Origin of the sequence: Salipiger pentaromativorans (assembly GCF_024721115.1) — a bacterium.
Lineage (GTDB): Bacteria > Pseudomonadota > Alphaproteobacteria > Rhodobacterales > Rhodobacteraceae > Salipiger > Salipiger pentaromativorans.
Genome location: NZ_JAMDHK010000016.1, coordinates 147,218 through 170,068, shown reverse-complemented (window position 1 = coordinate 170,068; position 22,851 = coordinate 147,218). Strand labels below are relative to the sequence as shown.

Genomic DNA, 22,851 nt, shown 5'->3' with positions numbered 1-22,851 from the left:
CGCAAATCTTCGTCGGTCTTCCGCGGCCCTGTGTCCGGGCCGTTCTTCCCCGTCCGGCGGCGCGGATCGCGCGCCGCCGTTGCGGTTTTCCAAGGATCCGGGACGGATCAGCCCAGCTCGGCCAGCATCTTGCGCAGGTGCTTGGTCGCGGGGGTCACGATGGCCACGAAATAGGCTTCGCGCAGCCGCCGCTGCGCCACGCCCTGGCTGACATAGCCGCGCGCCCCGCAATGCAGCATGGCGTAATGCGCCGCCTCGACCGCCAGCTCGCCGCCGGTCAGCCGCGCCTGAAGCACGCGCTTCCAGTAATCCGGGCTTTCGTCATAAGGGGTTTTCGACAGCTCCAGCACCTCGGCCACCAGCGCATCGTATTCCGCCTGGAAATCCGCCGGCTGCTTTTCGAGATAGCGGTTCACATGACCCAGCGGCTTTTCGACCTGCACCATCAGGTCGATGGCGCTTTTGATCATGCCGGCGGCCATGCCGCATTGCAGCAGCACAAAGCCGCCGCGGATGCGCTTGATGAATGCCGGCGCCGGGTCGCCGATCACCTGTTCGTCGGGGATGAACACGTCGCGGAACTGGACGTTGACCGTGGCCGTGCCGCCCATGGCGACAAATTCGTGGTCGAGCTTCAGACGCACGCCCTTGGCCTCGTCCGCATGGGCGATGGCCATGACGGTCTTGACCGCGTCGCCCTCCTCGACCGAGAACATCACGCCGAAATAGCCGCCGTCGGACAGGTTCGAGACCCAGGGCAGCAGGCCCTTGACCTGATAGCCGCCCTCGACGCGCTTGCCCTTGAGGCGCAGCGGCTCGATCTCGGCGATGGATTTCATCGGGTTCGACATGCCGGTGCCGCCGAGGATCTCGCCCCTGGCCACGCCGGGCAGGATGCTGGTTTTCAGCCAGTCGTTTTCCGACGAGGCGATGTACCAGGCCAGCGCATCCTGGCACCACATGCAGAAGCCGGTCGAAAGACAGGTTTCCGAGGCCCGGGACATCGCAAGGATCGCCTCGGACAGATCGGTCGCCGCGTCGCTGCCGCCGATATGGGTGCCATAGGCCCCCGCCGCGCCCAGGGCGCGCATGATCTCTTCGGGATAGATACGCTCTTCGTCGATCTTGCGAGCGATGGGGGCGAGATCGGTTTTCGAGATCCGCTCGATGGCGTCGAAATCGACCACGTTCAGGGGGGTGGCGATGTTCATGTCGGGGGCTCCTGGCAAGGCGGGCATGTCGGTACGGATGGGGTGGGCCCCGCCCCCCTGCCGCGCGGCAACGGGGGGCGGGACAGACGGATCAGACCGCCTCGGCGACCATGTTCACGGGGCGCGAGAAGGTGTTGAACACCGGCGACCACTGGATCACATGGGCGATCAGCGCGTCGATTTCCTCTTGCGGGCAGTCGGCCTTCATATCGACCTTGATGCGCACATCGGTGAAGCCCACCGGCTTCTCCGACACGTCGCCCGTGCCCCAGACGGCGGTGATGTTCAGATCGCCCTCAAGCACCAGTTCCAGGGACTGGATGGTGATGCCGCGGGCGATGGCGTTGGCGTGCAGGCCGACGGCAACGCAGGAGCCCAGAGCGGCCAGCGAGGCCTCGGAGGGGTTCGGCGCGGTGTCGTCGCCCAGAAGCCCGGGCGGCTCGTCCACGATATAGGGATCGAGATCGCGGATATAGTTGGCGTGGCGGAAGCGGCCCTCGGCAACGGTCTTGCATTTCAGCGTCTTGACGGCTTTGGGGTTGGCCTTGCCCTGCTCGATCAGGCCGTCGAGCCCGGTCTTGTCGATCGGCGCAAGGCAGCCGGTCAGTGCGGTTGCGGGTTCAGACATGGTTTCCTCCTTTATGAAACAGTCGTCTGTCTGGTGGATCGGTCAGTGCGCGCTGTCGCGCACCCAGTTGAAACGTTTGATGAGCGCCGCGCAGGCGTAATCGAGGGCGAAGCCGATCGCCCCGATCACCACCACCACGGCGGCGAGGCGCGCGTAATCCAGCGTGTCGCGGGCGTCGTTGATGGCGTAGCCGAGCCCCGAGGTGACGCCGAGATATTCGGCGGGCACCAGCACCACCCAGGCCACCCCCAGCGCCAGCCGGATACCGGTCAGCACATCCACCGCGATGGCGGGCAGGATCACCACAAAGAGCATGTGGATCGGGTTGGCGCCCAGGTTGCGCGCCACCTTGAGCCAGCTCGGGTCGATGCGGCGCACCCCTGCGGCGGTGCTGAACAGGATCGGCCAGATCGCCGCCACCCCGATCAGAAAGACGATGGCGCCGTCCCAGGTCTCGTAGACCATGACCGCGATGGGCATCCAGCTCAGCGGCGAGATCATCCGCAGGAACTGGAACGGCACGTTGGTCAGCTCGCGCAGCCAGTCGATGCGGCCGATGGCGATGCCCACCGGCACCCCCAGCGCCGCCGCGATCAGCAGCCCCGCGCCCACGCGGTAGAGCGAGGGGCCGGACATCGCAAAGACCTCGCCCGACCTCAGGATGTCCCAGAGCGCGGAAAGCGTCGGCGCCGGGGCGAAATCGGCGAAGGCGAACATGTCGGGATCGTTCGCCACCGCCCAGCCGCCCAGCCACCAGAGGCCCAGCAGCACCGCGATGCCGAGCGCGCCCATGCCGAGGCCGCGCAGACGGCCCATGGACGGGAGCGCGAGCTTGACGCTTGGGGTGTCGGCCATCGAGCTCACAGCTTCAGCACCTCTTCGCGGGTGAAGGGATCGCCGCCGGTGGCCACCGAAGGATCGTTCTGCCACTCGGGGTATTTCTGAAGCGCGGCTTTCACATAGTCGTAATTGACCAGATCCTGCGCCACGAACTCGGGGTCGAGCCCGCTGAGGAAGGTGGCGTCGCCCGACACCACGGTCTGGTTCATCTCCTCCACGATCAGCTTGGTGGCCGAGGGATAGGGCCAGGGCTGGAAGTCGATGCGGCCGTTCTTGTATTCGGCCTCGTTCTTGATCGCGCCGGTTTCCAGATAGGTGGCGTCATCGGCGTAAAGCGTCATCGCGCGCTTCACCACCGGCGCGGGTGCCGGCAGATAGCCCTCGCCGTCCTTCGACAGCAGCTCGGCCACCTCTTCCTTGTTCTGGCTGGCATAGACCGAGGCGCGCACGACGGCGTTCATCACCTTCTGGGTCCATTCCGGCTTGGCCGTGGTCACCTGCTCGTTCATGCAGACCACGCAGCAGGGGTGGTTCTTCCAGATGTCGCCGGTAAAGCGCAGCATCCGCGCGCCGGCCTTCAGCTCACCCAGCGCGTTGAAGGGTTCGGCCACGATATAGGCGTCGATCTTCTTTGCCGCGAGCGCGGGGGGCATTTCCGGCGGCGGCAGGACCTGGAGGTTGCATTCGTCGGCGGCCAGCGGCTCGCCCTGCGCCTTGATCACCGGTTTGATGCCATTGGCGCGCAGCGCGTATTGCAGCACGATATTGTGCATCGAATACCAGAACGGCACCGCCACCTGTTTGCCGCCGAGACCGGCGAAATCCGCGATGTCCGTGTGCCGGCCCACCACCAGCGCCGAGCCGTTGGTATGCGCCCAGGCCATGACCTTGACCGGGAAGTTGTTGTTGTAGCGCATCCAGACCGGGATCGGCTTGAGGAAATGCACCAGGTTGAACTTGCCGGCGACGAACGCCTCGATCAGCGGCGACCAGCCGCGGATCAGCGTCGGGCGCTCGGCCTCGAGCCCCTCATCCGCATAGAACCCCTTGGCATGGGCGACCAGAAGCGGCGTGGCGTCGGTGATCGGCAGATAGCCGATGCGCACTACATCGTCCTCCTGCGCCATGGCGGGCATCGGCAAGCCGCCGGTCAGCGCGCCCATCATGGCGGCCAGACCGCCGCCCGCCAACATGTCGAGCGTCATGCGGCGGCCCCGGTCAAAGCCTTTGTCGATGCCGTCATGGCCGCAGCAGGCCGCGTGCAGGTCGTGGTGAGAGTGGGTCTTGCAATCGGTCATCCGGTCCTCGCTGTCAGTATTGTTCGTTGTCGTCGCTGGCATCCGCGGGATCGCCGTGGGCGACGCGGGTATAAAGATCCATCAGGCGCACATGCTCGGCGTTGAACCGGTCGCAGCCGCCCTCGCGCTGCATCTCGTCGAGCGCGACCTCGGTATCCTCGGCGATGCGCCCGGGATTGGCGTCGAGCACCAGCACGCGGTCGGCCATGCGCACGGCCTCCGAGACGTCATGGGTGACGATCACCAGCGTCAGGCCGAGGTTGCGCGCAATGGCGCGCACATCGCGCTGTAAGGAACGGCGGGTAAAAGCGTCGAGCGCCGAGAACGGCTCGTCGAGCAGCAGCATTTCGGGGTTGGTGGCCAGCGACCGCGCCAGCGCCACGCGCTGCTGCTGGCCGCCGGAGAGTTCCTGTGCGTTGCGGTCGGCAAAGCTCGCCAGATCGACCAGCTCCAGCACCTCGGGCACGCGCTTGGCGATCTCGTGGCCGCGGCGGGTAAAGCGCAGACCAAGCGCCGCGTTCTGCGCCACCGTCATCCAAGGGTAAAGCGACGGCGCCTGAAACATCATGACCCATTTCGGCGATGGTTCGGTGACGGTATTGCCGTTGATCACCACCTCGCCCCGGCTTGGCAGGGTCAGCCCCGCCAGCATGTGCAGAAGCGTGGACTTGCCGCAGCCCGAGCGCCCCAGAAGCGCCAGCACCTCGCCCGGGCGCACCTCGAAATTGATGTCGTCAAGCACCATCCCGTCGCTTTTGCGATAGGCGTGGCCAAGCCCCATCACCGCAAGATGCGCGCCGCGCGAAACGGCTTGGCGAATCCCGGCCGAGGCGGGTTTGGCGGAGGCAGTCGCATAGGCGGCTTGCGAGATCATGTCAGCATTTCACTCCAAAATCAGACGAACAGGTCTGTCTGTATTTCGGAGATAAATCCCGATTCTCGTCAAGCGCAGGCTCCTAAAAAATGCCTCAGTTTTTTCTGTGCCCGCTTTTTATACGCAAATTTGCGCCATTAATGCGCATATTCAGCGCGAAAAGGCTGTATTTCGGGTGAATGCCCGGAAATGATGCAAAGCCGCACCATCTCGGCCAAAGGTGAACGAATCTGTCTCCTTTACTTGCGTGTGCCACCATCTCTTGCGATAGTTTCCCAAAGGCCAGTTCCCGGATACCGACTCATGCTCAAGACACTCGATCCCGCCTGCCCCACGCCCCCGAACGGCCGCTGGAGCATGGCACAGTCCGAGCCCCGCACGGCACGCGACCGCATTCTCGTCGCCGCCTCCACATTGTTCTGCCGCCACGGCTTTGCGGCGACGGGGATCGACACGGTGATCGAGCAGGCGGGCACGGCCAAGGCGACGCTTTATAAACACTTCTCCTCGAAACAGGAGCTGATCGAGGCCGCGCTGAACGCCGAGGGCGCGACCTGGCGGTCGTGGTTCTTCGGGCGGCTGGCCGAGATCCAGGGCGCGCCCGATCAGCGGATGCTGGCCGTGTTCGACGTGCTGGGCGAGTGGTTCTCCGACCCCGGTTTCTACGGCTGCCCCTTCATCAATGCGGTGGCCGAGTTCGAAACCGGCAACGATGCGGTGCGCAAGGCCGCAGAGGCGCATAAGTCGCATCTGATGACCTGGCTCAAGGCACAGGCCATCGAAATGAACCTGCCCGATGTGCAGGAGGTCGCACGCTCTTTCGCGGTGCTGATCGACGGCGCCATCGTGGCGGCCCAGCACACCCGCGACGCCAGCTTCGCGGCAACCGCGCGGGCCATGGCCGAACAGCTTCTGGCCGGCGCCCGCGCGTCCTCTGCCTGAGCCCGCATTCCCCGCTGGACAAACGCGCCGCGCTCTCCTAGCCCATTCAGGATGGAGGCCGCCTTTCTCATCACCGCTTTCGCCACGCTTTTCGTGGTGATCGACCCGATCGGGCTGACGCCGATCTTTATCGCGCTGACGCAGGGGGCGGATGCGCGGCACCGCCGGGGCGTGGCGCTGCGCGCCTGCATCATCGCGGCGCTGATCCTCACGCTCTTCGCCTTCTTCGGCGAGGCGGTTCTGGGCTTTATCGGCATCTCGATGCCCGCCTTCCGCATCGCCGGCGGCATCCTGCTGTTTCTGACCGCGCTCGACATGCTGTTCGAGCGGCGCTCGAAGCGGCGCGAGGACAAGGCGGAAGAGGAAACCGCCCTGCCCGACCCGTCGGTCTTTCCCATCGCCATCCCGCTGATCGCCGGCCCCGGCGCCATCGCCACGATGATCCTGCTGGTGGGACAGACCAGCTCGGCGCTGGGGGTGGCGGCGGTTCTGGGGGTGCTGGCGGCGGTACTCGGTCTCGTGCTGCTGCTGTTTCTGAGCGCCGGCCCCATCGAGCGCGCGCTGGGGCATACCGGGATCGTGGTGGTCACCCGGCTGCTGGGCATGCTTCTGGCGGCGCTCTCGGTGCAATTCGTCATCGACGGGCTGCGGAATATCGGTCCGCTCTTCTGACCCCTACCGCCGTGCCGCCCGGGTCCCTACATTACCCGTAAGCACAGCGCAGCGGAGCAGCCCCTTGAATACCCTCGATTACGGATCGCTTGCCTATCTGGGGCTTCTGGCCGCCGCCCTGATCTTCTGGATGTTCGTCCAGAACCGCGACCGTCTGGGCAAGAAGCTGCAATATCTCGCCGTCTGGGGGCTGATCTTTCTGGGCGCCGTCGCGGCGGCGGGGTTGTGGGGCGACATTCGCCAGACCATGATGCCCGCTCAGGCGGTGTTTGCCGATCAGGGCCGGGTTGAGCTGCCGCGCGCGCCCGACGGGCATTATTACGTGTCGCTCGACATCAACGGCGTACCGACGCGCTTTGTGGTCGATACCGGCGCCACCGGCATGGTGCTGACGCAGAAGGATGCCGAACGCGCCGGGCTCGACCCCGAGGCTCTGATGTTCCACGGCGAGGCCACCACCGCCAATGGCACCGTGCAGACCGCCCCGGTGCGGCTCGACGAGGTGGCGCTTGGCCCCTTCACCGACCGCGGCGTGCGCGCCTATGTGAATGGCGGCGAGATGAAGACCTCGCTGCTGGGCATGAGCTATCTTCAGCGCTTTCACCGGCTGGAGATCTCGGGCGGAAAGCTGGTTCTGGAACGTTGAGACGGCATGCAAGGATATAGCGTCAACATGCTGAAATAATAGGGGTTTTCGCGCGAGAAGGTCCGTTCAGGCTTCCGCCTTCTTCTCCCATCGCCCGCTTTCCTCGGACCAGTATTGCGCCGCGCATCCGGCACCGGTCAGCCGGCGCCACAAGCCGCGCGCCGCCTGCACCGCCGCCGGGTCGTGCCCGTCGAAGAGGATGCAGACCCGCTCCAGCTCGGTCACTTCCTCGGGGCTCACCTCGGCGCCGTCCACCGTCATCAGGCAGGCCGCCGCGTTCGGAATCGCCGCTTCCACCGTCAGCAGCACCGGTTGCAGCGCGTCATGCCTGCCGCCCGCCAGACCGTGCGGCAGGAACCCCTCCTCGGGCCCCAGCCACAGCCGCTGGTCGAGCCAGTCCATGCGCGCGCGGTCGGTGCCGCGCACCGCCACGCGCCAGCCCGCCGCCAGAGACTTCTCCAGAAGCACCGGCAGCGTCGCCTCGAGCGGGCGCTGCGTCAGATGGTAGAAATACGCCGCCCCCATGGCTCAGCCCCCATGCGCGCCTTCGGGATGATATTCGCCGAAGGTAAAGATCTGCCCCTCAGGATCGCGCACCGTATAGCTCTGTCCGCCATAGGGCAGCTCTTCGAGCGGCAGCAGGATCTCGGCCCCGGCCCCCACGGCGCGGGCGAAATGACCGGCCACGTTCGACACGCAGACATAGATGGCGGCGGTCACGCCGCCCGCCGCCGGAGGCCGCAGCATGTGCCGCCCCATCGGGCTGTCGCGATGTTCCGGGCCGAACATCAGGAACCCGTCGCCCTGCTTCAGCTCGGCGTGGATGATCCGCCCGTAGGAATCGCGATAGACCGCGTGTTCGGCAAAGCCGAGCGCGCCGGTCAGAAAGGCCAGCGCCGCGTCGCAATCCGCATAGCGCATCGCGGGAACGATCACGCTCAGCCCTCCCCGCCCTCGAACCGGTCGCGGACCAGCCTATCGAGCGCCATCACGCCCCAGCCCGTCGCGCCCTTGGGCGCCAGCGTGCTGTCGCTCTTGAGATGGGCGACACCGGCGATATCGAGATGGATCCACGGCACATCGGGCTTGACGAAACGGCCAAGGAACTGCGCCGCCGTGATCGAGCCCGCCGGACGGCCGCCGATGTTCTTCATATCCGCCACCGGCGATTTCAGCATGTCGTCATAGGCCTTGCCCATGGGCATCCGCCAGGCACCTTCGCCCTCGGCACCGGCGGCCTTAAGGAAGGCATCGGCAAAGCCGTCGTCGTTGGAGAACACCGCGGCGTTGTCATACCCCAGCGCCACGATGCAGGCGCCGGTCAGCGTGGCGAGATCGACCATCGCGGCGGGTTTGACATGCTCCTGCGCGTACCACATCACGTCGCACAGCACGAGCCGCCCCTCGGCATCGGTGTTGATCACCTCGATCGTGTCGCCCTTCATCGAGGTCACCACATCGCCCGGGCGCACCGCGGTGCCCGAGGGCATGTTCTCGACCAGCCCCACAAGCCCCACCACATGCGCCGGCGCCTTGCGCAGCGCCAGCGCTTTCATCACCCCCGAGACGACGCCCGCGCCGCCCATGTCCATGGTCATGTCTTCCATGCCCGCACCGGGCTTGAGCGAGATCCCGCCGGTGTCGAAAACCACGCCCTTGCCGACCAGCGCCAGCGGCGCGCCCTCGGCGCCCTTCCAGCGCATCACCACCACCTTCGACGGCGAGGCCGAGCCCTGCCCCACGCACAGCAGCGCGCCCATGCCCAACTCGGCCAGCCTGTCCTCTTCCAGAACCTCGACCTCGACCCCCAGATCGCGCAGCCCTTCGAGACGGGTGGCGAATTCCGTGGTGGTCAGCACATTGGCGGGCTCGTTGACCAGGTCGCGGGTAAAGAACACCCCCTCGGCCAGCCCGAGCAGCGGCACGCAGGCCGCCTGCATCTCTTCCGGCTTGGCACAGAAGACATGCGCCCGCCCCGGGGTCTTGCCCTTGTCGCTCTTGTGATCGGTGAAGCCGTAGCCGCGCAGCGCCAGCCCCAGCACCACCTGCGGCAGCCGGATCAGCGACTCGCCCAGCACCGTCACCGCGCTGCCGCCGGCGGCGCGGGCGATGGCCGCCCCCGCCGCGCGCGCCTCGGACACCTCCGAACGGCGCTCGAGCTTGATCACATCCACCGCCTCTGCGGCCATGCCGGCGGGAAAGGCCAGGCTGATCATCTCGCCCGCCGCCTTCTTCTCCCAGCTTTCGCCGGCCACCGCGCGGGCCACCGCGCCCCGGGTCAGCCGGTTCAGCCGCCGCGCCCCGCGCCCCAGTTGCCCCGCCGCATTGACAAAGACGGCCACCCGCCCCTCGGCCGCCGCCAGGGCGTCCAGATCGGTTTCGGCAAAGGTGATCTCGCGCAGATCGGTCATCGTGCTCTCCTGTGTTCCTTGTCCCAAGTGGTAGAGCCGCCGGACGGCATTGACCAGAGGCACCTTTTCCCCCACACACCGATCGTCTAGGGTCTGATGCGACATAAGTTCTGGGGGGAACGCAGGCGTGCAGAGATTCGACAGATACATGCTGTCGCAACTCATGGTGGTGTTCGGGTTTTTCGCCCTTGTGCTGGTGATGGTCTATTGGGTCAACCGGTCGGTAAGCCTGTTCGACAGGCTGATCGCAGACGGCCATTCCGCGGGCATCTTTCTCGAATTCACACTGCTGAGCCTTCCGGGCGTCATCGCCATCGTGCTGCCGATGGCGGCCTTTGGCGCGGCCGTCTATGTCACCAACCGCATGTCGAACGAATCCGAGCTGACCGTGCTTCAGGCCACCGGGCTGTCGCCCTGGCGCCTGGCCCGTCCGGTGCTGGTCTTTGGTCTGCTCATCGCCGTGCTGATGGCGATTCTCAGCCATGTGCTGGTGCCCGCCTCGATCGCGCAGCTCCGGCTGCGCGAGACGCAGATCTCGGGCTCGGTCTCGGCCCGGCTGCTGCACGAGGGCACCTTCCTGCACCCGACCCGCGGCGTGACCTTCTACATCCGTGACATCACCGCCGATGGCGAGCTCAAGGACGTCTATCTCGCCGACCGCCGCGACGAGAAGCGCGCGATCACCTACACCGCCGAAACCGCCTATATCCTGCGCGACGACGAGGGGCCGAAGCTCGCCATGCAATCGGGGCTGGCGCAGACCCTGCTGCTCGAGGAACAGACGCTCTCGACAACCAACTTCACCGATCTCACCTATGACATCACCGGGCTGGTCACCGCCGGAAACCGCCCCGGACGCCGTGCCCGCCAGGTGTCGACCTGGGAGCTGCTGACCAACACCGACGCGGTGGCCGAAGAGGTCAATGACAGCGTCGGCGAGATTCTCGAAGAGGCGCATGCCCGCTTCGAACTGCCGCTGCTTTGCATCGTGGCGGCGCTGATCGGCTATGCGGCGCTGATGACCGGCACCTATTCGCGCTTCGGGGTGACCAAGCAGATCGTCGGGGCGATCTTCCTGCTGGTGCTGCTCAAGCTGGTGGAAAGCGCGGTAAGCGATCCGGTGCGCGCCAATGCGGCGCTCTGGCCGCTCATCTACCTGCCCAGCGTGACCGGCGTCGGCATTGCCGGCGCGCTGCTCTGGCGCGCCTCACGCCCCTTCCGGCCCGGCAAGCCCGTGGCCGAGGCGGAGGCGCTGCCCGCATGATCCTGCATCTCTATTTCGCCCGGCGCTTCTTCTGGATGTTCATGTCGATCCTCGCGGTCTTCGCGCTGTTTCTGGGGCTTGTCGATCTGGTCGAGCAACTGCGCAAATTCGACAGCGACGTGAGCTTCGGCCAGGTGGTGCAGGTGACGCTGCTGAAACTGCCCGAAGGCATGTACGAGATCCTGCCGCTGGTGATGATCCTCGCCACCGCATCGCTGTTCCTGATGCTGGCGCGCAGCTCCGAACTGGTGGTGGTGCGCGCGGCCGGGCGCTCGGGGCTCACCGCGCTGCTGGGGCCGGTGCTGGTGGCGCTGGCGATCAGCGGCGTGACCGTGGCGATGCTCAATCCCATCGTCGCGGCCACCTCGAAGCGCGCCTCGGACCTGACCGAAAGCTACGAGAGCAACGGCGCCTCGGTGATCTCCATCGGCAAGGAAGGGCTCTGGCTGCGCCAGGGCGGGCCACGCGGCCAGACGGTGATCCGTGCCGAACGCGCCAACCCCGATGCCACCGTACTGTATCAGGTGAGCTTTCTGGCCTACGCGCCCGATGGCGGGCCGGTGCGCCGGATCGAGGCCGCCGAGGCCCAGCTCGAGGACGGTGCCTGGGTGCTGCACGACGCCAAGGCCTGGCCGCTGGCCGCAGGGCTCAACCCCGAAACCTCGGCCGAGCGTCACGACGTGCTGCGCATCGAGTCGGATCTCACCCAGGACGGCATCCGCGACCGGTTCGGCAAACCCTCGGCCATTGCCATCTGGGATCTGCCCGCTTTCATCGACGGGCTGGAACAGGCAGGCTTTTCCGCGCGCCGCCACATCGTCTGGTTCCAGATGGAGCTGGCGCGGCCGATCTTCCTGATCGCCATGGTGCTGGTCGCGGCGGGCTTCACCATGCGACCCGCGCGGCTGGGCCGGACCGGGCTTTATGTGCTGGCGGCGGTGCTGCTGGGCTTCGGCCTGTATTACGTGCGCAACTTCGCGCAGATCATGGGCGAGAACGGCCAGCTTCCGCCGCTCCTCGCCGCCTGGATTCCCCCTGTCGCCTCGCTGCTTCTGGCACTGGGGCTGGTGCTTCAGATGGAGGACGGCTGATGCGCCTTGCCCGCCATCTTTGCCTCGCCGCGCTGCTGGCGCTGAGCGCGCCCGTGCCGCTGGCTGCACAGACCACGACCCTGTCCGCCAATGCCGAGGACACCAGCACGGAAGCCGCGCTGCTGATTGCCGACGAGGTGTTCATCCAGGACGGCTCGCAGCTTGTCGCCAGCGGCAATGTCGAGGCGCTGCACGATGGGCTGCGGCTGACGGCGGCGCGCATCCTCTTCGATCAGGACAGCGGGCTGCTCACCATCGAGGGCCCGATCCGCATCACCGACGAGGCCGGCAACCTGCTGCTGGCCGACGCCGCCGAGATGGAGGAAGGGCTGCGCAACGGGCTGCTCAAGGGCGCGCGCATGGTGATGGACGACCAGCTTCAGCTCGCCGCCGTCGAGGCGCAGCGGGTCGACGGGCGCTACACCCAGCTTTCGCGCGTCGCGGTCACCTCGTGCCAGGTCTGCGGGCGCAACGCCACGCCGCTCTGGCAGATCCGCGCGCAGCGGGTGATCCATGACGAGGAGCAGCGCCAGCTCTATTTCGAGGGCGCGCAGTTCCGCGTGCTCGATGTGCCGATCCTCTGGGTGCCGCATATGCGCCTGCCCGACCCGACGCTGAAACGCGCGCGCGGCTTCCTGACCCCCTCGATCCGCAGCACCTCGCTGTTGGGCAGCGGGCTGCGCATCCCCTATTTCATCCCGCTGGGCGACCATCAGGACATCACCCTCACGCCTTATCTCTCTTCCGAGACCCGCACGCTCGAGGCGCGCTATCGCCGCGCCTTTGCCAATGGCACGATCGAGCTGAACGGTGCGGTGAGCAAGGACACGCTGATGCCCGACCACACGCGCGGCTATCTCTTCGCCGAGGGGCAGTTCGGGCTGCGCGACGGGTTCCAGCTCGATTTCGACGTGGCAACGGTCTCCGACGACGCCTATTTCAACGAATACGATTACGGCCCCAGCGAACGGCTCAAGAGCGGGCTGACGCTGAGCCGTGCCCGCAAGGACGACTACCTGCAGGCCGATCTGCTCTATTACGAGACTCTGCGCGCCTCGGAAGAGAACGACACCCAGCCCTCGGCCATGATCAACACCATGTACGAGCGGCGCTTTTTCCCGACCCGCACGGGCGGCGAGCTGCGGCTGGGCGCCATGCTGCACGCGCATTACCGGCGCTCGGATCTGGACATCGACAGCGCCGACGACGACAGCGTCGTCGATGGGCGCGACATGGCGCGGCTTTCGGCCGAGGCGAGCTGGCAGCGGCGGTGGACGCTGGCGGGCGGCATCCGCGCGGGCGTGTCGGGGCATCTCTGGGCCGACCGCTACGCGGTGCGCGACGACGCCGCCTCGGACAGCGAGGCCTCGCAGCTCACCCCCGGCGCGGCGCTGGAACTGCGCTGGCCGCTGATCCGGCGCGGCGCCTATGGCGAGCGCACCCTGCTCGAACCGGTGCTGCAATACGGCTGGGTCGGCGGCGAGCGCCCGAACATCCCCAATGACGAAAGCACGCGGGTCGAGTTCGACGAGGCCAACCTGCTGTCGCTGTCGCGCTTTCCCGCCGCCGACCGCCACGAGCGCGGACGGCTGATGGCTGCCGGGCTGCGCTGGCTGCACGAGGCGCCGTCGGGCTGGACGGCGGGGCTCACGCTGGGCCGGGTCTGGCGCGACGAGCCCGACAGCGATTTCAGCCGCTCCTCGGGGCTCGACAGCGAGGCCTCGGACTGGCTGATCGCGGGCGGCTTCACCAATCCGCTGGGGCTCAGCATCTCGGCGCGCGGCCTGCTGGACGACACCGCGCAGTTCAACAAGGCCGAGGCCCGCGCCGGCTGGTCCAACGCCCGGATGGATCTGGGCGCCACCTATGTGATGCTGGTGCAGGACCCGGCCGAGGACCGCGACGAAAGCCAGGCGGAATGGGGCTTTGACGGCACCTACCGGATCACCCGCCACTGGACCGGATCGGCGGAGTGGCGCTATGACCTCGCCGACCAGCGGCTTGACCGCACCGGCGTGGGGCTGCAATACCGCAATGAATGCGTTCAGGTGGATTTTTCGGTGATGCGCAAGTTTGCCTCCTCGACTAACCTCGAACCGTCTACAGATTTCGGCCTGACGGTCGCGCTGACCGGGTTCGGCACCACCGGCAGCGCCAAGGAGTATCGACGCACATGCAACTGACCCCTGCCCGCCTTTTCCGTTCGCTCACCCTCGCCGCCGGGCTTGCGCTGGTGCTGACCCCGGCCATGGCGCCGGCGCAGAATCTTTTCGCGCCCGCCATCGTGGTCGATGAGATGGTGATCACCGGCTACGAGATCGAGCAGCGCGCGCGGATGCTGACGCTGCTGAACGCGCCCGGCAATTCCACCGAACTGGCCCGCGAACAGCTCATCGACGACCGTCTGCGCATGCAGGCCGCGCGCGACGCGGGCATCGAGCCCTCGGCGCAGGACGTGATGGACGGCATGGACGAATTCGCCGGCCGCGCCGACATGACCCGCGACGAATTCGTGCAGGCGCTGGAACGGGGCGGCGTCGCCGAACAGACCTTCCGCGATTTCGTCCAGGCGGGCTTTGCCTGGCGGATGCTGGTGCAAAGCCGCTTCGCGCAACGGGCGCAGATCTCTTCGGACGAGATCGACCGCGCGCTGGCCGGCAATGGCAGCGGCTCGAATGTGCGGGTGCTGATGTCGGAGCTGATCATGCCGATGACGCCGCAGAATGCCGAAGAGGTGCGCGCGCGGGCCGAGCGCATCGCGCAGCTCACCTCCGAGTCGGCGTTCTCGGCCGAGGCGCGGCGCTATTCGGCCACCGCGACCCGCGGCAGCGGCGGGCGCCTGCCCTGGCGCGATCTGGCCGAGCTGCCGCCGCAGCTTCAGCCGCTGATGCTGGGGCTGGCTCCGGGTGAGGTCACCGAACCGCTGCCGATCCCCGGCGCCATCGCGCTGTTCCAGCTTCGCGACATCGAGGAGACCGGTTATTCCGCGCCCGAGATCGCCTCGGTGGAATATGCCGCCTATTACATGCCCGGCGGCCGCACGCCCGAGACGCTGGCCAAGGCCCGGGTGCTGGCCGAGCGGATCGACCGCTGCGACGATCTTTACGGCATTGCCAAGGGCCAGCCCGAAGAGGTGCTCGAGCGCGGCGCCCTGCCGCCGGCGGAGATCCCCACCGACATCGCCTATGAGCTTTCCAAGCTCGACGACGGCGAGGTCTCGACCGCGCTGACGCGGTCGAACGGGCAGACGCTGGTTTTCCTGATGCTCTGCGGCCGGACCGCGACGGTGGCCGAGGATGCCGATCGCGGACAGGTCGAGATGGGGCTGCGCAACCAGCGGCTGGGCGCGCTGGCCGATGGCTATCTCGCCGAGCTGCGCGCCAACGCCCGCATCATCGAGAAATGAGCCCGTCCCCCGCACCCGTCGCGCTGAGCTGCGGGGAGCCCTCGGGGATCGGCCCGGAACTGGCCGAATCCGCCTGGGAGATCTTGGGCGCGGCCCTGCCCTTCGTCTGGATCGGCGCGCCCGGGCATCTGCCCGGACGGGTGCCGCATGTGCTGCTGAGCCGCCCCGAGGAGGCGGCGCAAGCGGCCGAGGAGGGGCTGCCGGTTCTGCCGCTGCCGATGCCCGGGCCGCGCGTGCCCGGCACGCCGCAGCCGGCACAGGCCGCCGGGGTGATCGACTCCATCGCGCGCGGCGTGGCGCTGGTGCAGGACGGCGCCTGCTCGGCGCTCTGCACGCTGCCGATCTCGAAACAGGCGCTGGCCGAGGGGGCGGGCTTTGCCTATCCCGGTCACACCGAATATCTCGCGGCGCTGGCCGGCGCCGACGAGGTGGTGATGATGCTCGCCTGTGACGAACTGCGCGTGGTGCCCGCCACCATCCATATCGCACTGGCGGACGTGCCCCGCGCGCTCACCGCAGAGCTTCTGGAAAAGCGCCTGCGCATCACCCGCGACGCGCTGATCGCGCAGTTCGGCATCGCCGCGCCGCGCATCGCGGTGGCGGGGCTCAACCCCCATGCCGGCGAAGGCGGGCGCATGGGCCGCGAGGAGATCGAGCTGATCGCGCCGCTGCTCGAGCGGCTGCGTGCCGAGGGCATGGACCTCGCCGGCCCGCTGCCCGCCGACACGATGTTCCATGCCGAGGCACGGGCGGGCTACGACGCGGCGGTCTGCATGTATCATGATCAGGCGCTGATCCCGATCAAGACGCTGGCCTTCGACAAGGGCGTGAACGTCACGCTGGGGCTGCCCTTCATCCGCACCTCCCCCGATCATGGCACCGCTTTCGGGATCGCCGGGCAAGGCATCGCCAGCCCGAGCTCGACGGTGGAGGCGCTGAAACTCGCCTGGCGCATGGCCGGAGGAGCCGCGTGACCGGCGGGCGGCGAGGCCGCGGCCCCTGCCAGGCCCCGTGCAGGCCCGGCGGCTGACAGTGCGTATTTTCGGAAAGATGAAACCATGAGCGGGATCGACGGGCTGCCGCCGCTGCGCGAGGTGATTGCCACCCATGAGCTTTCGGCGAAGAAATCGCTGGGCCAGAACTTTCTGCTCGACCTGAACCTGACCGCCAAGATCGCGCGCCAGGCGGGCGATCTGTCCGGGATGGATGTGCTGGAAATCGGTCCCGGCCCCGGCGGGCTGACCCGTGGGCTGCTGGCCGAGGGCGCGCGCAAGGTGCTGGCCATCGAGAAGGACCGCCGCTGCCTGCCGGCGCTGGCCGAGATCGCCGAGGCCTATCCCGGGCGGCTCGAGGTGATCTCGGGCGATGCGCTGGAGGTGGACCCGCTGGCGCATCTCACCCCGCCCATCGCGATCTGCGCCAATCTGCCCTACAACGTGGGCACCGAGCTGCTGGTGCGCTGGCTGACGCCGGCGGAATGGCCGCCGTTCTGGACCACGCTCACGCTGATGTTCCAGCGCGAGGTGGCCGAGCGCATCGTGGCCCAGCCCGGCTCCAAGGCCTATGGGCGGCTTGCGGTTCTGGCGCAATGGCGGGCGGAGGCGCGCATCGTGCTGTCCCTGCCGCCCTCGGCCTTTACCCCGCCGCCCAAGGTATCCTCGGCGGTGGTGCATCTGCGCGCCCTGCCCGCGCCGCGCTTTCCCGCCGATCAGGCGGTGCTGGAACGGGTGGTGGCCGCCGCCTTCAACCAGCGCCGCAAGATGCTGCGCGCGGCCCTGAAGGGGCTGGCCCCCGACATCGAGGCGCGGCTCGAAGCCGCGGGAATCGCGCCGACCCAGCGCGCCGAACAGGTGTCGCTGGAGCAATTCTGCGCGCTGGCCCGCGCCCTCGCCTGACAGTCCCCTGCGCGGAACGGAAAACGCCACGCCCGGAGGGGGCGTGGCGTTGCGATAAGTGCCGTCCGTTTCGGGATCCGGCTTATTCTGCCGCGTCCGGCGCCGGGGTCTCGCCGTTTTCGGCGCTGGGCTCGGGCTCGGGTTTGGGGTCCGGTTTGGGTTCGGCCTTCTTGCGCGTGCGGCGCGGCTTCTTGGGCTTTTCCTCGGCCGGCGGCGGCGTTTCGCGGTTTTCCGGCGTCTCCACCAGCCCGGCCTCCTCGCCGCCCATGTCGATCACATCGGGCTGGTCGCCGCCGCCCAGCGGATCGGCCCGGGGCGCCTCGGCCTCCTCGGGCTCCTCGCGCGCGGCGGATTTCTGCACGTCGCGCTCGGCCCGCTCCTTGTCGCGCTGCGCCTGGCGCTCGCGGTTCTCGCGCTCCTGCTGCTCGCGCCGGACCTCGGCCTCGCGCTGCGCTTCGGAGAGCAGCCGCATGTAATGCTCGGCATGCTGCTGGAAGTTCTCCGCCGCGACCCGGTCATTGGCGAGCCCTGCGTCGCGGGCGAGCTGGTTGTATTTGTCAATGATCTGCTGCGGCGTGCCGCGCACCTTGCCCTCGGGACCGCTGCTGTCGAACACACGGTTGACGACATTGCCCAGAGAGTTGCGGTTGCGGTTGTTCTTCGACCGCGAACGGGATTTCGAGGATCGCATGTTGTTCTGCTATCAGCCTTGTGTCTGACTGTCCCTGTGACCCTGCGGCGCCTGAGCGCGATCAATTGCGAGGTCACACCAATGTTGGGTTGACGTCGGGCGGGACCGCCGCGAGGCATCCACCGCTCCAACCCCCTCTGATAATCACGTCCGGCCCCCGGAAACAAGCAAAAATCGGGAAAACATTCGGAAATCCGGCGGAAATCTGCGCTCGTCCCGGCTCAAACCGCTTGCAGCCGGGCGGCCACCACCCGGTCGCGCCCGTCGAGATCGGGGATCACCGCGATCTCGTCCAGCCCGGCCTGCGCAAAAAGCGCCGCCACCGCGGCCCCCTGGGTGGGGCCGATCTCGACCAGCAGCCGGCCACCCGGGACAAGATGCCGCGCCGCGCCCGCGGCGATGGCGCGATAGGCGGACAGCCCGTCGCCCTCGTCGGTCAGGGCCATGCGCGGCTCGTGGTCGCGCACATCCGGCGCGAGCCCCGGCATCTCGGTGGCGGCGATATAGGGCGGGTTCGACACGATCAGGTCGAAGCGCCCGGAGAGGCTGCCAAGCGCGCCGAACCAGTCGCCCCGCCGCAGCGCCGCGCGGGCCATGAGCCCCAGCGCATCGCCGTTCCGCCCGGCGACGCGCAGCGCCGCCTCGGAGAGATCGGTGCCGATTCCGGTCGCCGATCCGCGCTCGGCCAGCAGGGTGAAAAGCAGACAGCCCGAGCCGGTGCCCAGGTCGAGCACCCGGTCGAACGGGGCGGAGAGCGCCTGAGCGACAAGCGTCTCGGTTTCCGGGCGCGGATCCAGCACATCCGGGGTCACCTGGAAATCGCGGCCGTAAAACGCCCGCCGCCCGGTCAGATGCGACACCGGCGCATGCAAGGCGCGGCGCGCGATCAGGTCGGAAAAGGCGGCCTCGTCCTCGGGCGTCACCGGGTCTTGCAGGCACAGCGAGAGCCGACCCGGAGCGACCCCGAGCACATGGGCCAGCAGCCGGCGCGCATCGCGGCCCGGATCGGGGATCCCCGCCTGCGCCAGTTGCCGGGTCGCGCCGGCCAGAAGCACCGCGCCTGTCACGCGCGCAGGCAAGAATTTTCGGACGAACATTCTTGCCCCTCCCCGGCGGCCCGCGTCACGCGCCCATCTCCGCAAGCTGCGCCGCCTGGGCGTCGGCGGTCAGCGCATCGACGATCTCGTCGAGATCGCCGCCCATGATCTGGTCCAGCCGGTAGAGCGTCAGCCCGATCCGGTGATCGGTCATCCGGCCCTGCGGGAAATTATAGGTGCGGATCCGTTCCGAGCGGTCGCCCGTCCCCACCTGGCTGCGGCGATCCGAGGCGCGGGCATCGGCGGCTTTCTGGCGCTCCATATCGTAGAGACGGGCCCGCAGCACGTTCATCGCGATCTCGCGATTGCGGTGCTGGGATTTCTCGGAGCTGGTGACCACGATCCCGGTGGGAAGATGGGTGATGCGCACGGCAGAATCGGTGGTGTTCACATGCTGGCCGCCGGCGCCGGAACTGCGCATCGTGTCGATGCGGATGTCGCCCGGGGCGATGTCGATGTCCACCGCCTCGGCCTCTGGCAGCACGGCGACGGTCGCGGCGGAGGTGTGGATCCGCCCGCCCGACTCGGTTTCCGGCACGCGCTGCACCCGATGCACGCCGGATTCGAACTTGAGTCGCGCAAAGACGTTCTCGCCCTCGATGCGCACCACGAGTTCCTTGAGCCCGCCGAGCTCGGTCGCCTGTTCCTCAATCACCTCCCAGCGCCAGCCGCGCGCCTCGGCATAACGCTGATACATGCGCGCCAGATCGCCCGCGAACAGCGCCGCCTCTTCGCCGCCGGTGCCCGGGCGGATCTCCAGAATCGCCGGGCGCGCATCGGCGGCATCCCTGGGCAGCAGCGAAAGCTGCAACGCCTTTTCCGCCTCGGGCAGCCGCGCCCGCAGCGCCGGCAGTTCCTCATCGGCCAGCGCCTTCATTTCCGGATCGGACAGCATGGCCTCGGCCTCGGCCAGATCGGCCTGAAGCCGGTCCCATTCGGCGATCTGGTCCACCACCGGCTTCAGCTCGGCATATTCACGGCCGAGCGCGGCCAGATCGCCGGCCCCCTCGGCCATACGGGCCTCGAGATATTCGAAACGCTCTCGGATTTGCTGAAGACGGTCTGCTGGGATCATGGCGCAACTGTCTTTCCCGAAACCGCACAGGCGTCAAGGGCGGCCAAATCTCTTCGAAGAGATTTGCATATTCCTTCGAAGGAATTTGCGCTCAGCGCCCGTCGCCGAGCTGCGCCAGCCAGCCCTCGACCCGCGCCCGGTTCACCCCCAGATCGGACTGACCGAAACGCTGTCGGGCATAAAGCTCCAGATGGCCCTCGCCCAGCTGCACGGTGGTGTAATCGGGAAAGCCCATCCATTGCGAGCGCGTGACATAGGTCACCCGCCCGTCATCCGGCGCGCCCGCCAGCACCTCGGTGCGCGGCGTCTCGAGGATGATCCGGTGCAGCGCCGCAAAGACCGGTGCGCCGCCAGCGATCCGCCGGCGCACCCCGCTCGCGAGGTCCTGGTCGGCTGTCACCTTCGGATCCACATGCCACACGGCGGGATCCGACGGCGCGAGGCGAATCCAGGCAAGCCCGCCCACGACGACAAGCACAACGATCCAGAACAGCATTCGCAAAGGCTCCGATCCTTTCGGTCGATGGGGGTCAAAACCGGCACGCCCGCGAGGCACGCCGCAGCGGCGCTGCGCATGACAGAGCCGCCGACGCTTTCCTGTTCACACGATTCTGCCCGGCGGGAAAAGGCTGACCCGCTCACAATCGCGGGAATCCGCCGATAGCGTTAACCGCCGGCGCGCCGGGTCCAGCCCCAGAGGCAGAGCAGCTCCGTCGCCACATGGGCTGCCGCAATAGCGGTGGCGCCACTGGTGTCGAAGGGGGGCGAGACCTCGACCACATCGCCGCCCTTGAGGTTGATCCCCGCCAGACCGCGCAGCATCACCGCCGCCTGATGGCTGGTGAGCCCGCCCCAGACCGGCGTGCCCGTGCCCGGCGCAAAGGCCGGGTCGAGCGCGTCGATGTCGAAGGTCAGATAGACCGGATGACGCCCGACGATGTCCTTGACCCGTTCCGCAATTGTCTCCGGCCCCTCGCGATGCAGCTCGCGGGCGTCGAGGATGTGGAACCCCATCGTATCGGGGTTGTCAGTGCGGATGCCGATCTGCACCGAGCGCTGCGGGTCCACATAGCCGAGCTTCACCGCCTTATACATAAAGGTGCCATGGTCGATGCGGCTGAAATCGTCATCCGCCCAGGTGTCGGTATGGGCGTCGAACTGGATCACGCTCAGGGGCCCGTATTTCTCTGCATGCGCCTTGAGGATCGGCAGGGTGATCGAATGATCGCCGCCCAGCGTGACGGTGGCCGCGCCTTGTTCGAGGATTCCCGAAATATGCTTTTCCAGCGTTTCGGGAAACCCCGGAACATTGGCATAGTCGAAGGCCAGATCGCCGTAATCGGCGATGGCAAATTCGCTCAGCACATCATAGCCCCAGCCATAGGGCGCATCGCAGGGTTGCAGGGCGCTGGCCTCGCGGATCGCGCGCGGCCCGAGCCGCGTGCCGGTGCGGTTGGTCACCGCCTGATCGAAGGGCACGCCGGTCACGGCGATGTCCACCCCGCGCAGATCCTTGGTGTATTTGCGGCGCAGGAACGAGGTGGCGCCGCCGAACACGTTCTCGAAACTCGGCCCCTTCAGGTCTTCACGGGTGAAGGCGTGGTCGATCTGGGTCTTTGCGTCTTCCAGTGCCATGGGATGCCTCAGCCTTTCAGGGGCAGCGCGGTTTCCACCAGCCGCGCGAAGAAGGACGCGCCGATGGGCGCGATGGAATCGTTGAAATCGTATTCCGGGTGGTGACAGACCGGCGTGTCGCCCTGCCCCAGAAACAGATAGGCGCCGGGCCGCGCTTCCAGCATGTAGGAGAAATCCTCCGCCGGCATGATCGGGTCGATGTCGTCGCGCACCTTGTCGGCGCCCACCACCTCGCGCGCCACCTCGGCCGCGAAAGCCGCCTGCGCGGCGTGGTTCACGGTCGGCGGATAGCCCCGGTCATAGATCACCTCCGCCGTGCAGCCGAAGACCGCCGCCTGCGCTTCGGCGATCTCGCGCATCCGCCGTTCGGCCATGTCGCGGGTCTCGGGTCGGAAGCTGCGCACCGTGCCGCCCAGCCAGGCGGTCGAGGGGATGATGTTATGGGCGGTGCCCGCGTGGATCTCGGTCACCGAGACCACAAGGTTGTCGATGGCCGAGGTGTTGCGGCTGACGATCGTCTGCAGCGCGCCCACCAGCGCCGCCGCGGCGGGCACCGGGTCGATGCAGTCCTGCGGTTCGGCGCCATGGCCGCCCTTGCCGGTGATCTCGATACGGAACTCATCCGCCGAGGCCATGAGCGGGCCGGGGGCGGTGACGATATGCCCCTCGGGCTCGCCCGGCGCGTTGTGGATGCCATAGACCTCCTCGATGCCGAAGCGGTCCATGATCCCCTCGTCGACCATGACCTTGCCGCCGCCGCCGCCCTCTTCGGCGGGCTGGAAGAGCAGCGCCACGCGGCCCGCGAAATTGCGCGTCTCGGCGAGGTATTTCGCGGCCCCAAGCAGCATCGTCGTATGGCCGTCATGGCCGCAGGTATGGGCCACGCCCGGCACCGTCGAGGCATGATCGCTGCCCGAAAGATCCTGCATCGGCAGAGCGTCCATATCGGCGCGCAGCCCGATGGTCCTGCCCGGTGCGCGCCCCTCGATGATCGCCACGACCCCGGTTTTGGCGATCCCTTCGTGTATTTCCGAAATCCCGAAAGATGTCAGCTTTTCAACGACAAACCCGGCGGTCTTGACGCAGTCGAAGAGGAGTTCGGGATGCTGATGCAGATGCCGGCGCCATGCGGTCAGCGTGTCGGCATCGGCGGCAATGGAATTGATCACGGGCAT

23 protein-coding genes are annotated in these 22,851 nt (G+C 67.5%); 9 read left to right on the top strand and 14 right to left on the bottom strand.

The features are described from left to right. Window positions 1-107: 107 nt before the first annotated feature. From M4578_RS20665 to M4578_RS20645, 5 genes are all read right to left on the bottom strand, one after another. Complete coding sequence (locus tag M4578_RS20665) at window positions 108-1,211, bottom strand: acyl-CoA dehydrogenase family protein (RefSeq protein WP_258095119.1); 1,104 nt, start codon at window positions 1,209-1,211, stop codon at window positions 108-110. A 91-nt stretch (window positions 1,212-1,302) separates the two neighbouring features. After that, window positions 1,303-1,839 carry an OsmC family protein gene (locus tag M4578_RS20660; RefSeq protein WP_258095118.1) on the bottom strand — a complete coding sequence of 179 codons (537 nt, stop codon included), beginning with the start codon at window positions 1,837-1,839 and terminating at the stop codon, window positions 1,303-1,305. Window positions 1,840-1,881: 42 nt separating this feature from the next. After that, window positions 1,882-2,694 carry an ABC transporter permease gene (locus M4578_RS20655; RefSeq protein WP_258095117.1) on the bottom strand — a complete coding sequence of 271 codons (813 nt, stop codon included), beginning with the start codon at window positions 2,692-2,694 and terminating at the stop codon, window positions 1,882-1,884. 5 nt (window positions 2,695-2,699) lie between these two features. Then, a complete protein-coding gene (locus M4578_RS20650; protein ID WP_258095116.1) occupies window positions 2,700-3,977 on the bottom strand; it encodes an ABC transporter substrate-binding protein in 1,278 nt (425 codons plus the stop codon). A gap of 13 nt (window positions 3,978-3,990) precedes the next feature. Continuing rightward, entirely contained in the window at window positions 3,991-4,851 is an 861-nt protein-coding gene (locus tag M4578_RS20645) for an ABC transporter ATP-binding protein (RefSeq protein WP_258095115.1), read from the bottom strand. A 303-nt stretch (window positions 4,852-5,154) separates the two neighbouring features. Between M4578_RS20645 and M4578_RS20640 the strand changes: the two genes are divergently transcribed. The 3 genes from M4578_RS20640 to M4578_RS20630 all read left to right on the top strand — a co-directional run bounded on the left by M4578_RS20640 (window position 5,155) and on the right by M4578_RS20630 (window position 7,111). After that, complete coding sequence (locus M4578_RS20640) at window positions 5,155-5,793, top strand: TetR/AcrR family transcriptional regulator (protein ID WP_258095114.1); 639 nt, start codon at window positions 5,155-5,157, stop codon at window positions 5,791-5,793. Window positions 5,794-5,844: 51 nt separating this feature from the next. Then, window positions 5,845-6,465, top strand: coding sequence for a MarC family protein (locus M4578_RS20635; RefSeq protein WP_258095113.1), 621 nt, complete (start codon window positions 5,845-5,847; stop codon window positions 6,463-6,465). A gap of 64 nt (window positions 6,466-6,529) precedes the next feature. Beyond that, entirely contained in the window at window positions 6,530-7,111 is a 582-nt protein-coding gene (locus tag M4578_RS20630) for a retropepsin-like aspartic protease family protein (protein ID WP_258095112.1), read from the top strand. 66 nt (window positions 7,112-7,177) lie between these two features. Here the strand turns inward: M4578_RS20630 and M4578_RS20625 are convergent, their stop codons facing one another. From M4578_RS20625 to M4578_RS20615, 3 genes are read right to left on the bottom strand one after another with little or no spacing between them, the layout of a single operon-like run. Beyond that, a complete protein-coding gene (locus tag M4578_RS20625; protein WP_258095111.1) occupies window positions 7,178-7,636 on the bottom strand; it encodes a DNA polymerase III subunit chi in 459 nt (152 codons plus the stop codon). Between the two features lie 3 nt (window positions 7,637-7,639). Further along, a complete protein-coding gene (locus tag M4578_RS20620; protein ID WP_258095110.1) occupies window positions 7,640-8,047 on the bottom strand; it encodes a VOC family protein in 408 nt (135 codons plus the stop codon). A gap of 2 nt (window positions 8,048-8,049) precedes the next feature. Then, window positions 8,050-9,522, bottom strand: coding sequence for a leucyl aminopeptidase (locus M4578_RS20615; RefSeq protein WP_258095109.1), 1,473 nt, complete (start codon window positions 9,520-9,522; stop codon window positions 8,050-8,052). Window positions 9,523-9,670: 148 nt separating this feature from the next. Between M4578_RS20615 and lptF the strand changes: the two genes are divergently transcribed. The 6 genes from lptF (at window position 9,671) to rsmA (ending at window position 17,178) form a co-directional block, all read left to right on the top strand. Continuing rightward, window positions 9,671-10,786, top strand: a complete 1,116-nt coding sequence (gene lptF / locus M4578_RS20610; protein ID WP_258095153.1) for an LPS export ABC transporter permease LptF — start codon at window positions 9,671-9,673, stop codon at window positions 10,784-10,786. Next, window positions 10,783-11,877 carry an LPS export ABC transporter permease LptG gene (lptG, locus tag M4578_RS20605; RefSeq protein WP_258095108.1) on the top strand — a complete coding sequence of 365 codons (1,095 nt, stop codon included), beginning with the start codon at window positions 10,783-10,785 and terminating at the stop codon, window positions 11,875-11,877. Before lptF ends, lptG begins: the two co-directional genes overlap by 4 nt. After that, the gene (locus M4578_RS20600; RefSeq protein WP_258095107.1) at window positions 11,877-14,060 is read left to right on the top strand and encodes an LPS-assembly protein LptD; all 2,184 of its coding nucleotides are present in this window, start codon (window positions 11,877-11,879) and stop codon (window positions 14,058-14,060) included. The genes lptG and M4578_RS20600 overlap by 1 nt, the downstream gene beginning before the upstream one ends. Continuing rightward, window positions 14,051-15,283: a peptidylprolyl isomerase gene (locus M4578_RS20595; RefSeq protein ID WP_258095106.1), complete on the top strand. Its 1,233-nt coding sequence runs from the start codon at window positions 14,051-14,053 to the stop codon at window positions 15,281-15,283. Before M4578_RS20600 ends, M4578_RS20595 begins: the two co-directional genes overlap by 10 nt. Further along, window positions 15,280-16,257, top strand: a complete 978-nt coding sequence (gene pdxA / locus M4578_RS20590) for a 4-hydroxythreonine-4-phosphate dehydrogenase PdxA (protein ID WP_258095105.1) — start codon at window positions 15,280-15,282, stop codon at window positions 16,255-16,257. The genes M4578_RS20595 and pdxA overlap by 4 nt, the downstream gene beginning before the upstream one ends. 84 nt (window positions 16,258-16,341) lie before the next feature. Then, window positions 16,342-17,178, top strand: a complete 837-nt coding sequence (gene rsmA / locus M4578_RS20585) for a 16S rRNA (adenine(1518)-N(6)/adenine(1519)-N(6))-dimethyltransferase RsmA (RefSeq protein WP_258095104.1) — start codon at window positions 16,342-16,344, stop codon at window positions 17,176-17,178. Between the two features lie 82 nt (window positions 17,179-17,260). On the opposite strand, the gene M4578_RS20580 is transcribed toward rsmA, so the two are convergent. From M4578_RS20580 to M4578_RS20555, 6 genes are all read right to left on the bottom strand, one after another. After that, the gene (locus M4578_RS20580; RefSeq protein ID WP_258095103.1) at window positions 17,261-17,869 is read right to left on the bottom strand and encodes a DUF4167 domain-containing protein; all 609 of its coding nucleotides are present in this window, start codon (window positions 17,867-17,869) and stop codon (window positions 17,261-17,263) included. A 221-nt stretch (window positions 17,870-18,090) separates the two neighbouring features. After that, the gene (prmC, locus tag M4578_RS20575; RefSeq protein WP_258095102.1) at window positions 18,091-18,966 is read right to left on the bottom strand and encodes a peptide chain release factor N(5)-glutamine methyltransferase; all 876 of its coding nucleotides are present in this window, start codon (window positions 18,964-18,966) and stop codon (window positions 18,091-18,093) included. Window positions 18,967-18,991: 25 nt separating this feature from the next. Then, window positions 18,992-20,041: a peptide chain release factor 1 gene (gene prfA / locus M4578_RS20570; protein ID WP_258095101.1), complete on the bottom strand. Its 1,050-nt coding sequence runs from the start codon at window positions 20,039-20,041 to the stop codon at window positions 18,992-18,994. Window positions 20,042-20,132: 91 nt separating this feature from the next. Further along, complete coding sequence (locus M4578_RS20565) at window positions 20,133-20,537, bottom strand: DUF1499 domain-containing protein (RefSeq protein ID WP_258095100.1); 405 nt, start codon at window positions 20,535-20,537, stop codon at window positions 20,133-20,135. 170 nt (window positions 20,538-20,707) lie between these two features. Beyond that, entirely contained in the window at window positions 20,708-21,676 is a 969-nt protein-coding gene (speB, locus tag M4578_RS20560) for an agmatinase (RefSeq protein WP_258095099.1), read from the bottom strand. A gap of 8 nt (window positions 21,677-21,684) precedes the next feature. After that, entirely contained in the window at window positions 21,685-22,851 is a 1,167-nt protein-coding gene (locus M4578_RS20555) for a M20 aminoacylase family protein (protein WP_258095098.1), read from the bottom strand.